The following is a 13,888-nucleotide window of genomic DNA, read 5'->3' as shown; positions in this document are numbered from 1 at the left end:
CGCTTGATACAGGTCTGCAGGGGCAGGCGCGTTCTTGTGGGAGCGAGCTTGCTCGCGAATACGATTGATCAGACGATGAATTTTTGCGGATTACACTGGCCTCTTCGCGAGCAAGTTGGCTCCCACGGGTAGTGAATTGACTGCGCGCAGCCTCACCGGTGCAACACAAACTGCCCGACGAAGCGCACGGCGTGTTCTTCGCTGCCCTGCTCGCTGATGCCGGTGTGCAGGGTCAGGCGGGCGCGGCCTCGGCGTTGGTAGGTGGTGATGAATTTGTCCCATTGCGCCAGCTCGGGCGCGTCGCAGCGGGCGATGGCGTCGCTGCGTACCGGCAGTGGATAACTGATCTGTCCGTCCTGAATCACGATATGCCCATCGATGATCCCGGCTTCGCGCAGCCGCAGGTGCAGCCAGCCCCAGCCCGCCAGTACTGCGCCGCAATACAGGCTGCCGCCGAACAGTGTGCTCTTGTGGTTGACGTTGGGGGCCAGCGGCAGGTGCAGGCGCAGGGTCTGGTTGTGCCAGTCGAGCACGCGCATGCCCATCTCGCGGGTCAGCGGGATGTCGTGGTGCAGCACCTGTTCCAACTCGCGGGCTGCGTCATGTCCAGGCTCAATCGGTGTCATCGGAGGCTCCGCTGCTGTCGCCAAACGTCAGGCCGTGCTTGCGCAGTTTGTCGTGCAGGGTCTTGCGCGGCACACCCAGCGCTTCCGCGAGGCTGCGCACCGAGCTGTGCGGGCGCGCCAGTTCGGCGGCGATCAACGCGCGCTCGAAGCTTTCCACCTGATCACTCAAACCACCACCCGGCGGTGGCGCTTGCTCTGCATCAACGCCTTCCGGCTCCAGCTCCAGTTCCAGACCCAGCGCAAAACGCTCGGCAGCGTTTTGCAGTTCCCGGACGTTGCCCGGCCAGTTATGCCGCAACAGCAGCGCGCGCTGGCCCGGCTTGAGTTCGTGCTTGGGGATGCCGTGGCGCATGCTCGCGGCATCGGCGTAATGTTCGAACAGCATCAGCGCATCTTCACCCCGTTCGCGCAACGGCGGGATGCGCAGCGAGGCCACGTTCAGGCGGTAATACAAGTCCGCCCGAAAGCGGCCCTGATCGGCCGCGTGACGCAGGTCTTCCTTGGTCGCGGCGATGATGCGGATGTCCAGCGGGATCTGCTGATTGCTGCCCATTCGCTCAACCACGCGCTCCTGCAGCAGGCGCAGCAGCTTGACCTGCACGTCCAGGCTCATGCTTTCGATTTCATCGAGGAACAGCGTACCGCCATTGGCAAATTCGAACTTGCCGATACGCCGCTTCTGCGCGCCGGTAAAGGCGCCTGGTTCGTGACCGAACAGCTCGCTTTCCACCACCGATTCAGCCAGCGCGCCGGCGTTGATCGCCACGAACGGGCCGCTGCGGCGGTTGGACAGGTCGTGCAGCGCGCGGGCAACCACTTCTTTGCCTGCGCCGGTTTCGCCAAGGATCAGCACGTCGGCACGCGTCCCGGCCAATGCGCCGATTTGTTCGCGCAGACGCAGGATCGGCGACGACTGACCGATCAGGCGTGTGCTCAGTTGTTGGCGATCACTCAGGGCCAGGCGCAGGCTGCGGTTATCCAGCACCAGACGGCGCAACGCCAGGGCACGGCGCACGCTGTCGAGCATGGCGTCGCTGGCGAAGGGTTTTTCCAGAAAGTCGTAGGCCCCGGCGCGCATGGCCTTTACCGCCAGCGGCACATCGCCATGCCCGGTGATCAGCAGTACCGGCAGGTCGGGGTCCTGCGCGTGAAGCTGGTCGAGCAGTTCCAGGCCATCCATGCCCTGCATGCGAATATCGCTGACCACCACGCCCGGCCAGTCGCGGCCGATGCGCTCGGCCAGCCCGGTGGCCTCGGGCAGTGATAGAACGTTCAGGCCAGCCAGGTCCAGCGTCTGGCGCAGGGCCTGACGCAGGTGCGAATCGTCGTCGATCAGCACCACCTGAATCTGGCTGTCGATGGCTGTGTCCGAACTCATGCAGAAAGGTCCTCTGGCGGTTGAAGATTGGCCCCGGAAGCCCCGGCACGCAGGCGCAGGGTCAGCAGCGCACCGCCGCTGGGATGGTTGGCGAACAGCAATTCGCCGCCCAGCGCGCGCATCAGCGTATCGCAGATAGCCAGACCGAGGCCAAGGCCCTGGGTGCGGGTCTTGGTCGTGAAGAAGGGCTCGCGGGCCCGCGCCAGTGCTTCCTGGGAAAAGCCGGGGCCGTTGTCACGAATGTACAGGTTAACGCCCTCGGCGGTTTGCTCGACACTTATCCACAGCCTGCGCGGCGGGCCTTTTTCAGTGAGGGCGTCCAGCGCGTTGGCGATCAGATTGCCGAGCACCTGACGCAGACGGGTTTCACCGGCCTGCACCCAGATTGTGGCGTCCGGCAGGTCACGGATCAGTTCGACTTCCATGGCGCGCCGCCGTTTGGCCAGCAGCGCCAGCGCATCTTCCAGCGCCGGTTGCAGTGCCACGCTTTCAGGGGCGTGGCGGTCGCGACGGGCGAAGGCGCGCAAGTGCGCGATGATCGAGGCCATGCGCCCGGTCAGTTCGCTGATCAGCTTGAGGTTGCCGCGGGCGTCCTCGGTGCGCTGATGATCGAGCAGCACTTCGGCGTTTTCGGCGTAACTGCGGATAGCGGCCAATGGCTGGTTCAGCTCATGGCTGATACTCGCCGACATGGTGCCCAGCGCCGTCAGTTTGCTGGTCTGTACCAGTTCGTCCTGAGCCTGCACCAGTTCCTGCTGCGCCTGCTCGCGCTCCAGCACTTCCTGGCGCAGACGGCTGTTGAGCCCCTCCAGATCACTGGTCCGCTCGATAACCCGCATCTCCAGCTCGCGGCGCGCCTTGGCCTCGAAAGCGATGCGGTCCAGATAATGACGACGACGCTGCATCATCAGGCCCAGCAACAACATCAGCACCAGCAGCGCTGCGCCGCCAATCGCCACCACCGTGCGCACCTGACGGTCGACAAGGGCGCGCGGCGCGAGGATGTTGACGTTCCAGCCGGTCTCTTCGATGGCCTGGGTCTGGGTCAGCCAGGCGTTTTCATCGATCCTCAACGGGCGTGGATCGCGGGTCGGGTAGGACTGGATCGCGACGATGGCTTTTTTCTCGTCATCGGTCAGGTCGCGTGTCGCCCGAAAACGCCATTCGGGGTTGGAGGTCAGAATTACCACGCCGTTCTGGTCGGTCAGCAGCAGTTGTTCGGGCGTCTTGCCCCACAGGGTTTCGGTGTGGTCCAGATCGACCTTGACCACCAGCACGCCGATGATTCGCTCACCGTCACGCACCGGGCCGGCGAAAAAGTAGCCACGTTTGGCAGAGGTCGTGCCGAGGCCGAAGAACCGCCCGGTTCTGCCCGCCCGCGCATCGATGAAATAGGGCCTGAACGAGAAGTTTCGGCCAATGAAACTGTCCTTGTGATCCGAGTTGGAGGCCGCCAGGGTCAGGCCGTTTGCGTCCATCAGGTACATGACATCGGCACCGGTCTGGCGCGTGATTTCGCTGAGCAGACGGTTGGCGTTTACCAGGGTAGGTGTGTCGCCCGGTGCCGCCAGTGCGGCGCGCAAGGCCGGCAGGTCGCCGAGGATCTGCGGCAGGGTTTCGTAACGGTGCAGGGTGCCGAGCAGGTTGGCGACGTACAGGTCCAGGGTCTGGCGGTTCTGATTGGCCAGCACGTTGCGGTAATAACGTTCGGCCAGATGCTCCAGCGGCCACAGCAACGGCGCCAGGCAGAGTGCCAGAAGGGCAAGGCTGCGCCAGCGAGGGCGGGGCGGCAGAGCGGGAGTCATGGTCATCGATTGGCCGTCGCCGAAGGGTTGACGATGCCTGCTGGCGATCACGCCGCGGCAGGCAACAGAAACACCCGGTCGATCCTGACGTGGGCATCAGGCGCGTATTATGCCCGCCGCCGGCTTGTCAGGCACCCGGACATTGCGCCGGGCGGCCTTGGGTCGCGGGCTCAGGGAAACAGGTCGGCTTCTTTCAGGCGCTTGCCTTGCTGATCCTTGGCCGACAGGTTGGGCTGGCCGTCGAACTGCCAGTCGATGGCCAGATCCGCATCGTCCCAGGCGATGCAGCGTTCGGCAGACGGTGTGTAGTAGTCGGTGGTCTTGTACAGGAACTCGGCGTGTTCGCTGAGCACCACGAAGCCATGGGCAAAGCCTTCCGGAACCCACAGCTGACGGGCGTTTTCAGCAGACAGCTCGACGCCGACCCACTGGCCGAAGTTCGGCGAGCTGCGGCGAATGTCCACGGCCACATCCAGCACCTTGCCGACCGTGACGCGCACCAGTTTGCCCTGGGCGTTTTCGATCTGATAGTGCAGACCGCGCAGGACGCCGCGCTGCGAACGCGAGTGGTTGTCCTGTACGAATTCACGGGTCAGGCCAGTGGCAGCCTGAAAAGCCTTGGCGTTGAAGCTTTCATAGAAAAAACCTCGTTCATCACCGAATACCTTGGGTTCGAGAATCAGGACTTCCGGCAATTTTGTTGCGACTACGTTCACGTGGCTTCCCCTGCAATGTTCAATAAGTCGTGGCGACTCGACAGTCTGCCCTGAGGCGCGCCTGCCGAGAAGGGTGCTGATCAGGCAATCAGGTCTTTAGGCTCGGTAAAGCCCAGTCGTTCGCCCTGATAACTGCCGTCCTGAACCCTGCGGCACCAGTCCAGGTTATCCAGGTACCACTGCACAGTCTTGCGCAGCCCGGACTCGAAGGTTTCTTCGGGCGTCCAGCCCAGGTCTTTGTCGATCTTTCCGGCATCGATGGCATAACGCTGATCGTGGCCCGGACGGTCGACCACGTAGGTGATCAGGTCGCTGTACTGCGCGACGCCTGCCGGATGCTGCGGGGCGAGCTCATCAAGCAGCGCGCAGATACCGCGCACAACGTCGATGTTTTTCTGCTCGTTGTGGCCACCGATGTTGTACGTCTCACCGACTTCACCTTCGGTCACCACCTTGAGCAGTGCCCGTGCGTGATCCTCGACGTACAGCCAGTCGCGCACCTGCAGGCCATTGCCGTACACCGGCAGCGGCTTGCCCGCGAGGGCGTTGAGAATCACCAGCGGGATGAGCTTTTCCGGGAAGTGGAACGGCCCGTAGTTGTTGGAGCAGTTGGTCACCACCACCGGCAGGCCATAGGTGCGGTGCCAGGCGCGCACCAGGTGGTCGGACGCCGCCTTGCTCGCCGAGTAGGGTGAGCTGGGCGCATACGGTGTGGTTTCGGTGAACAGATCATCGACACCGTGCAGGTCGCCATACACCTCATCAGTGGAAATATGGTGAAAGCGGAACGCCTGGCGCTGCGCTTCCGGCAGTTTCAGCCACCAGGCGCGCGTGGCCTCCAGCAGGCTGTACGTGCCGACAATGTTGGTCTGGATGAACTCGGCCGGACCATCGATGGAGCGGTCGACGTGGGATTCAGCCGCCAGGTGCATGATCGCCTGCGGCGCAAAGCGCTCGAGCACCGCGCTGACACGGGCCTGATCGCAGATATCCGCCTGCACGAACTCATAGCGCGTGTCGGTGGCAATCGACTGCAGCGATTCAAGGTTGCCCGCGTAGGTCAATTTGTCGAAGTTCAGCACTTCGTGGTCGGTGTTGTTTATCAGGTGGCGGATCAGTGCAGAGCCGATGAAACCTGCGCCCCCGGTAACGAGTATTCGCATGAACTGACCTTCTTGTGTGTTCTGGAGTAATGCAGCATAGCGCTTGAGCGCGTATGACAGGATCGAACCATTAAACCCGAGCAGGCGGTTGAATAAAACTCCGGCTTATTTCCGACCTGAGGTGCAGGTGCGGATTGGTCGCACAGTGCAATCCCCCTATAGTCAATGCCCCTACAGTTGCGCGACTGCCCATCACGCCTTGCTCATTGAGCCCGGGCCTGACAACAACAACGAGGTTCTCCATGCCGCTTGCCACGCTCATCCGCCGGTCCAGTCTGCCTTGCCCCGAGGTCAGCGCGGACCAGGCGCTGCAATTGCTCGCGCAGCACTACGGGCTGAGCGGCACCCTGAAAGCGCTGGGCAGCCAGCAGGATCGCAACTTTCTGCTGGATACCGGCACGCGGCGTTATGTGCTGAAAATCTGCCACGGGGCGTATTCGACCAACGAGCTGAACGCCCAGCACGCGGCGTTGCATCATCTGGCCGGCCACAGTACGGTCAAGGTGCCGGGCGTGATCCGTGCCATCGACACCGAACAGTTACTGTCGGTCGACATCGACGGGCAGGCGGTGCATGTGCGTCTGCTTGAGTTCATCGACGGGCAATCGCTGGGGCATGTCGAGCACCTGGGCCGTGACATCGTGGTCGAGCTGGGCGAACTGTGTGCCCATGTGGATATTGCGCTGGCCGATTTCGACCACCCCGGTCTGCAGCGCATTCTGCAGTGGGACCCGCGCCACGCCCACGCGTTGATCAAGCACCTGCTGCCGGTGATCAAGGATGCCGACGCCCGCGCCTGTCTGATCGAAGCCGGTGAGCAGGCTCATCGCCGTCTGTTGCCATTGATTGCCGCACTGCCGATACAGGCAGTGCATCTGGACATCTCCGAGCACAACGCAGTCTGGCGGCGTGAGGCGGGGCACCCGTGGCACTTGCAGGGGCTGATTGATTTCGGCGATCTGCTCAGTACCTGGCGAGTGGCCGACCTGTCGGTGACCTGCGCGGCGCTGCTGCACCACGCCGAGGGCGACCCGCTGTACATCCTCCCGGCCATTGCTGCCTATCACGCCCTCAATCCGCTGAAGATCGAGGAATTGCAGGCGCTCTGGCCGCTGATCGTCGCTCGATCCGCAGTGCTTGTGCTCAGCAGCGAACAGCAGGCCAGCGTCGAGCCTGGCAATGCGTATATCCAGGCCAACCTTGCCGGCGAATGGAACATTTTCGACGTCGCCACTTCGGTGCCGATGGCGCTGATGGAAGCCGCCATTCTGCGCGCGGTGGGTCTGGACCTGCCGACTGTCGAGCAACCTGTCTATTCGCCGTTGTTGCCCAGCCTGGCGGGGCTTCAGCCGGTGCTGGTGGATCTGGGCGTGCTCAGCGAGCACTTTGTGGCAGGCAACTGGGAGCAGAGCGGCATCGATGAATACTTGCTGTCGCAAGCGGCCGGGGACAGGGGTCTGGCAGCCAGTCGGTTCGGTGAATACCGTCTGTCACGCACCTTGCCTGACTGCGCCAGCGAGCCGGAGACCTTTGCGCTGCACGTCGAATTGCATGTGCCCGCAGCAACGCCGCTGCATGCGCCGTTCGAGGGCACCTTGCGGCTGACGGCCGATGCTGCGGTGCTGTTGGTCGGCGAGCGCATCAGTTTGAAGCTGTGGGGTGTGTTGCCGGAGGCTTCGCTGCAGGGTCAGGTAGCGACGGGTACGTTGATTGGGCAGGGTGGTGGCTCGCTGTTGCTGCAATTATGTACCGCGCCGGACCTCAGCCCGCCGCTGTTCAGCACACCGACCTGGGCAGATGCCTGGCGCGCAGTGTGCCCGTCGCCGTCGGCCCTGCTCGGTTTTGATTGTGACGCGCCAGCCTTGCAGGACGCCGCGCAATTGCTGGCGCGCCGTGATGCCAGCTTTGCCCGCTCGCAAAAGCACTACTACCAGGCCCCGCCGCAGATCGAGCGCGGCTGGCGTAACCACCTGATCGACATGCAGGGCCGCTCCTACCTGGACATGCTCAATAACGTCGCCGTTCTCGGTCATGGCCATCCGCGCATGGCTCACGAGGCGGCGCGCCAGTGGTCGTTGCTCAACACCAACTCGCGTTTTCATTATGCGGCGATCGCCGAGTTCTCCGAGCGCCTGCTCAAGCTGGCCCCCGAGGGCATGGATCGCGTGTTTCTGGTCAACAGCGGCACCGAGGCCAACGATCTAGCGATCAGGCTGGCGTGGGCTTACAGCGGTGGTCGCGACATGCTCAGTGTGCTGGAGGCGTATCACGGCTGGTCGGTGGCCACCGATGCCATTTCAACCTCTATCGCCGACAACCCGCAGGCGCTCAGCACGCGCCCGGACTGGGTGCATCCGGTCACCGCGCCCAACACCTATCGCGGGCCGTTCAGGGGCGCGGACAGTGCGCCTGAGTACGTGCGCAGTGTCGATCAGGCCCTTGCCACGCTGGCTGAGCAGCAACGGCAGGTGGCGGGCTTCATCTGCGAGCCGGTGTATGGCAATGCGGGCGGGATTTCCCTGCCGCCGGGCTATTTGCAACAGGTGTATCAGAAGGTCCGCGCGGTGGGTGGCGTGTGCATTGCCGATGAGGTACAGGTGGGTTATGGCCGGCTGGGTCATCACTTCTGGGGCTTCGAAGAGCAGGGCGTGGTGCCGGACATCATCAGCATGGCCAAAGGCATGGGCAACGGCCATCCGCTGGGCGCGGTGATCACCCGCCGTGAGATTGCCGAGGCGCTGGAGGCCGAGGGCTATTTCTTCTCGTCATCCGGTGGCAGTCCGGTCAGTTGCCGGATCGGCATGGCGGTGCTGGATGTCATGGAGGAGGAAAAACTCTGGGACAACGCCCGGATCGTGGGCGACCACTTCAAGGCGCGGCTGCAGGCCCTGGCCGATATACATCCGCTGGTGGGCGCGGTGCACGGCATGGGCTTTTATCTGGGCATGGAACTGGTCCGCGACCGCCACACCCTGGAACCCGCCACAGAAGAAACCGCGCGCCTGTGCGAGCGCCTGCGTGAGCTGGGCATTTTCATGCAGCCGACCGGCGACTACCTGAACATCCTGAAAATCAAACCCCCGATGTGCACCACCCGGCAAAGCGTGGACTTTTTCGTCGACAACGTATCGAAGGTGCTGCGCGAACTGGAATAGAGGACGCAGAGCGTCCAGAACGGCATACCCACGCGGAGCATGGGCACGATAGGTGGTGCCTGACGGGGCACTACCGCCATACCCGGATCTGCTCTTGATTCTGGCCGAAGGCCGTAGGAGCGAACTTGTTCGCGAAGGGCCGTCGCGTCACACCCAGCTCGTAGGAATGAGCGCGGTCATGAGTCTTAAGCAGATTAATATCGGTAAAATCTACAAATAAATTCATGATAAGCAAATTATAAGCTTTTAATACCGATTTATATCCGCTATAAAGACGTTCATAATCGTCATCGCCTGTCTGCTATGGTGATAAGTCCTTTGCAACCGCCCCTGGAGATATTTTCATGAGCCGTATCGTTTCTGTCGCTGCTACCCAGATGGCCTGCTCCTGGGATCTGGAAGCCAACATCGAGACCGCTGAAAAGCTGGTACGTGAAGCTGCCGCCAAGGGCGCCCAGATCATCCTGATTCAGGAATTGTTCGAAACCCCGTACTTCTGCCAGAAGCCGAACCCGGACTACCTGCAGTTGGCGACCACCCTCGAGTCCAACGTCGCAATCAAGCACTTCCAGAAAATCGCCAAAGAACTGCAGGTCGTCTTGCCGATCAGCTTCTTCGAGCTGGCAGGGCGTGCACGTTTCAACAGCATCGCGATCATCGACGCAGACGGCAGCAACCTGGGCATCTACCGCAAGAGCCACATCCCGGACGGCCCTGGCTACCACGAAAAGTACTACTTCAACCCGGGCGACACCGGCTTCAAGGTCTGGCAGACCCGTTATGCGAAAATCGGCGTCGGTATCTGCTGGGATCAGTGGTTCCCGGAGTGCGCGCGCAGCATGGCGTTGCAGGGCGCGGAAATTCTGTTCTACCCGACTGCCATCGGCAGCGAGCCGCATGACAAGACCATCAGCTCGCGCGACCATTGGCAGCGCGTGCAGCAAGGTCACGCCGGCGCGAACCTGATGCCGCTGATTGCCAGCAACCGCATTGGCAACGAAGAGCAGGACGGCTACGACATCACCTTCTACGGTTCGTCGTTCATCGCCAACCAGTTCGGTGAAAAAGTCGCCGAGCTCAACGAAACCGAAGAAGGCGTGCTGGTCCACAGCTTCGACCTGGACGAGCTGGAGCACATCCGCAGTGCCTGGGGTACGTTCCGTGATCGCCGTCCTAACCTGTACGGCGCGGTGAAGACCCTCGACGGTTCGCTGGAGTCCTGATCGCCATGACCACGCTCAATAGCACGCCACGCGCCGACGGTTTCCACATGCCGGCCGAATGGGCACCGCAAACCCAGGTCTGGATGGTCTGGCCCGAGCGCCCGGACAACTGGCGCCTGGGTGGCAAGCCCGCGCAGGCTGCCCACGTTGCCATCGCCAAGGCCATCGCCCGCTTTGAGCCGGTCACGGTGGCTGTGTCGGCTGCACAATACGACAACGCCCGTGCGCGGCTGGACATGCCGAACATCCGGGTTGTGGAAATGAGCAGCAACGATGCCTGGGTGCGCGACAGCGGGCCGACGTTCGTCATCAACGACCGTGGCGAAGTGCGCGGCGTGAATTGGGAATTCAATGCCTGGGGCGGCTTCGATGGCGGCCTGTATGCGCCGTGGAATCTCGATTCGCAGCTGGGCGGCAAAGTACTCGAAATCGAGCGCTGCCCGCGCTACGCCACTGAAGGCTTCGTCCTCGAAGGCGGCTCGATCCACGTGGATGGCGAGGGCACGCTGATCACCACCGAAGAGTGCCTGCTCAATCGCAACCGCAATCCGCACCTGACCCGCGAACAGATCGAAACGATCCTCGGCGATTACCTGGCTGTGGATAAAATCATCTGGTTGCCGGAAGGCCTGTTCAACGACGAAACCGACGGACATGTGGATAACTTCTGCTGCTACATCCGTCCGGGCGAGGTGTTACTGGCCTGGACCGATGATCCCGAAGACCCCAACTACTCACGCTGCCATGCGGCATTGAGTATTTTGGAAAACACTCGGGATGCCAAGGGGCGTGCGTTTATCGTGCATAAAATGCCGATTCCCGGCCCATTGTTCGCCACAGAAGAAGAATGTGCGGGCGTCGATCAGGTGCATGGCAGCCAGGAACGCAACCCTTCGGTGCGTCTGGCCGGGTCGTATGTGAATTTTCTGATCGTCAACGGCGGCATCATTGCGCCGAGTTTCGACGATCCGATGGACGGAAAGGCCCGCGAGATCCTGCAAAAGCTGTTTCCAGAGCATGAGGTGGTAATGGCGCCAGGCCGTGAATTGCTGCTGGGCGGGGGCAATATCCACTGCCTGACACAGCAACAGCCAGCGCCTCACAAGCACTAGTGCTTAGTAACTAGTTGTATCTAACAACTGGATAGTTGGTCCCGTTTGTGCTGTATTAAGCCCATCATCAGATGGGCTTTTTTATGCGTTACTTTATAACTAAGTTCATCAGATTTATCGGCAGTTATCCTAAATTCCACTGGCGAAAACCCGTTTTCTTAGCTTGACTGTCACATGGCATCAGTAGATTTAGCCCCTCATGAATCAAGAGGTTTTCGTTATGAATGCAGGTATGAGCCAACAGCGAGTTCGTGGTTTTTCTGCTTCGCTCAGTAACGAGGCACGCCAGCGAGTGGCGGATTGGTTAAGGACGACCAGGCCCGTGAAAGCCAGACCGGACGTTCGCGCCATGCTGCTGCAGCGCTATCCGGCAGGCCTGTTCAACGATGCCGAATTCGAAGCGTTGGCGCGCGTGCTGACAGATTAAGCAATACACCAGACCTGGCCCCGGCCATCCACACGTTTGACACCCCCAGGCACCCGAACTAGGATTCGCGCCCCACTGCCTGTGGCTCCACCCCCTGTACGTGCTTCGTAGTCCACTGCGATGACCTCGTGCGGCGCTCCACCGCCTGACCAGAGGCGGGAAGCCAGACGGCCATTGGCCGCCACAGCGCATGTCATTTGCAGAACAAGGAAGACAAAATGCTTAACACACGTATGGGCATGCTCGCTTTGGGCATCATCAGCGCCAGTCAGGCCATGGCCCAGGGGCAGGCCGATTCGAAGGGCTTTGTCGAAGACAGCAGCCTGAACGTCAACCTGCGAAACGCCTACATCAATCGCGACTTCAAAAACGACCGTGAAGACAAATCCGAATGGGGCCAGGCCTTCATGGGCACCTTCGCGTCCGGTTTCACTCAGGGCACGGTTGGCGTGGGCGTCGACGCCTTTGCGCTGTACGGCATTCGCCTTGATGGCGGAAAGGGCCGCAGTGGCAATGGCGGCATCGACTTCTTCAAGCAGGGCGACAGCGGCGCGGCTGCCGATGACCTGTCCCGTGCAGGCGCAGCGGTAAAAGCGCGCTTCTCGAATACCGTCATCAAATACGGCGATCAGATGCCGCAATTGCCGGTACTGAACTACGACAACTCCCGTCTGCTGCCGGAAAGCTACACCGGCACCCTGATCACCTCCAAAGAGATCGAGGGGCTGGAAGTGGTCGCCGGGCGTTTCACCCAGGAAGCGCGCAAGAGCGCGGAAGGTCGCGACAGTGGTGACCTGAAGAGCATCAACGTCTACGGCGCCAGCTACAAATTCACCGATGAGTTCAGCGCCGCTTTCTATGCCTCGGACAACGAAGACGTGTTCAAGAAGCAGTACCTGAACCTGAACTATGTCTTCGCACTGCCGCAAGACCAGTCGCTGACCTTCGACTTCAACGGCTACAAGACCCGACTGGATAAAGACTTCACTGCCAGCGACGCGCGTGACAACAAGATCTGGAGCCTGGCCGCAACCTGGGCCGTGGGCATCCACTCCTTCACCCTGGCGCATCAGCGCAGCACCGGTGACATGGGTTACGCCTACGGAGGCTATCGCAACGATGGCGGTTTTGGTGATGGCGGTAACACCATCTACCTCGCCAACTCCTACTGGTCCGATTTCAACGGCAAGGACGAACGTTCTTGGCAGGCGGCCTATGGCGTCGACCTGTCCGGGCTGGTCCTGCCTGGCCTTAGCTACAAGGCTGCCTACGTACGCGGCGACAACATCGACGATGGCACCGCAGGCAGCGGCGACGGCACGGAACGCGAGATATTCAGCCAGCTGACTTACGTGGTCCAGAGCGGCCCGGCCAAAGACCTCTCGCTCCGCCTGCGCAACTCGTTCCTGCGGGTCTCGGACGATGCACAGGCCTACAATAGCGAAGGCAACGAGACACGCATCTTCGTGGACTACCCGATCAACATTTTCTGATCCGAGGGCGGCGGCCTGACAAAGACCGTCGCCTGAATCCTGATCGTGCCCATGCTCCAGCGCTCATCGCTATACAAGTCTGCTTTTGATTCTGGCCGGAGGCCGTGGGAGCGAACTTGTTCGCGAAGAGGGCTGGATGATCGCCGAAAATGCATGACTGAAACACCGTTCGTGCTCCAGCGTGGGCATACCTTCCCTGACGCTCTCCGTCACATCTACCCATCCCAAGTCTGTCAGTCACGCCAAAGAACATGACAGGGCCGCACCTGACTCAGTCCGCAATCAACTGAACAAACACCGCGAAACCGCCGAGGAATACCCAGAAAAAGCTGAACAGCCAAGGACTGCGCTTGGAGAACAGCAAGGACTTTTTCGGCCCGGTTTCGCTGGATTCCCAATCGCTGAACAGCGGCGAATCGTCATAAGTCAGCCCGATGACCGGCTCGCTGAGCAGCAGTTGCGCCTGTTTGTGGTGCCAGTGCTGGATGATGTCGCACGCCGCCCGAATACCCGGCCAGGCGAACAGCGTACTGAGCAGCCCCAGCAAGGCGAGCATCGGCGGCACAACCAGCGTAAACATCGCGCCCCAGGCCGTGTTCATGTTGGCCATCGACGATGCATAAGCTATCACCAGGAATGACTGCGCCGACAAATAGGCGTTGGTGCGGTTGGAGAGGTTGGTGGTTTCGTAATGAATTTCGCGTCGATAAAAATCCAGCCGTTCCTTGGGCGAGCCAAACAATTTGACCTGCTGCTCATCCACCACACTTTGGGGTGTCTGATCCGTAAT

At 61.4% G+C, this 13,888-nt stretch carries 10 protein-coding genes; 4 read left to right on the top strand and 6 right to left on the bottom strand.

What is annotated here, in order from left to right; translation table 11 throughout:
- Positions 1-152: 152 nt before the first annotated feature.
- The 5 genes from KUIN1_RS26275 to rfbB all read right to left on the bottom strand — a co-directional run bounded on the left by KUIN1_RS26275 (position 153) and on the right by rfbB (position 5,688).
- A complete protein-coding gene (locus KUIN1_RS26275; RefSeq protein ID WP_024652755.1) occupies positions 153-626 on the bottom strand; it encodes a YiiD C-terminal domain-containing protein in 474 nt (157 codons plus the stop codon).
- On the bottom strand, positions 613-2,004 hold the full coding sequence (locus tag KUIN1_RS26270; RefSeq protein WP_103713675.1) for a sigma-54-dependent transcriptional regulator: 1,392 nt from the start codon (positions 2,002-2,004) through the stop codon (positions 613-615). Before KUIN1_RS26270 ends, KUIN1_RS26275 begins: the two co-directional genes overlap by 14 nt.
- Complete coding sequence (locus tag KUIN1_RS26265; protein WP_032607501.1) at positions 2,001-3,809, bottom strand: sensor histidine kinase; 1,809 nt, start codon at positions 3,807-3,809, stop codon at positions 2,001-2,003. The genes KUIN1_RS26270 and KUIN1_RS26265 overlap by 4 nt, the downstream gene beginning before the upstream one ends.
- Before the next feature lie 170 nt (positions 3,810-3,979).
- Positions 3,980-4,525 (bottom strand): dTDP-4-dehydrorhamnose 3,5-epimerase, encoded by a 546-nt coding sequence (rfbC, locus tag KUIN1_RS26260; protein WP_003318259.1) that lies wholly within the window; start codon positions 4,523-4,525, stop codon positions 3,980-3,982.
- 80 nt (positions 4,526-4,605) lie between these two features.
- Entirely contained in the window at positions 4,606-5,688 is a 1,083-nt protein-coding gene (gene rfbB / locus KUIN1_RS26255) for a dTDP-glucose 4,6-dehydratase (RefSeq protein WP_058399524.1), read from the bottom strand.
- Between the two features lie 242 nt (positions 5,689-5,930).
- Between rfbB and KUIN1_RS26250 the strand changes: the two genes are divergently transcribed.
- From KUIN1_RS26250 to KUIN1_RS26230, 4 genes are all read left to right on the top strand, one after another.
- Entirely contained in the window at positions 5,931-8,843 is a 2,913-nt protein-coding gene (locus tag KUIN1_RS26250; RefSeq protein WP_103713676.1) for an aminotransferase, read from the top strand.
- 344 nt (positions 8,844-9,187) lie between these two features.
- Complete coding sequence (gene aguB / locus KUIN1_RS26245) at positions 9,188-10,066, top strand: N-carbamoylputrescine amidase (protein WP_003372277.1); 879 nt, start codon at positions 9,188-9,190, stop codon at positions 10,064-10,066.
- Positions 10,067-10,071: 5 nt separating this feature from the next.
- Entirely contained in the window at positions 10,072-11,178 is a 1,107-nt protein-coding gene (gene aguA, locus KUIN1_RS26240; RefSeq protein WP_096135536.1) for an agmatine deiminase, read from the top strand.
- A gap of 645 nt (positions 11,179-11,823) precedes the next feature.
- Positions 11,824-13,098 carry an OprD family porin gene (locus KUIN1_RS26230; protein WP_011269316.1) on the top strand — a complete coding sequence of 425 codons (1,275 nt, stop codon included), beginning with the start codon at positions 11,824-11,826 and terminating at the stop codon, positions 13,096-13,098.
- Positions 13,099-13,369: 271 nt separating this feature from the next.
- Here the strand turns inward: KUIN1_RS26230 and KUIN1_RS26225 are convergent, their stop codons facing one another.
- Positions 13,370-13,864, bottom strand: a complete 495-nt coding sequence (locus KUIN1_RS26225; RefSeq protein ID WP_004407013.1) for a hypothetical protein — start codon at positions 13,862-13,864, stop codon at positions 13,370-13,372.
- Positions 13,865-13,888 lie beyond the last annotated feature (24 nt).

This window comes from Pseudomonas sp. KUIN-1 (genome assembly GCF_009176725.1).
GTDB classification, from domain to species: domain Bacteria; phylum Pseudomonadota; class Gammaproteobacteria; order Pseudomonadales; family Pseudomonadaceae; genus Aquipseudomonas; species Aquipseudomonas fragariae.
Note: the sequence above shows the minus strand (reverse complement) of the source record. Positions and strands in the feature narration are given on the sequence as shown.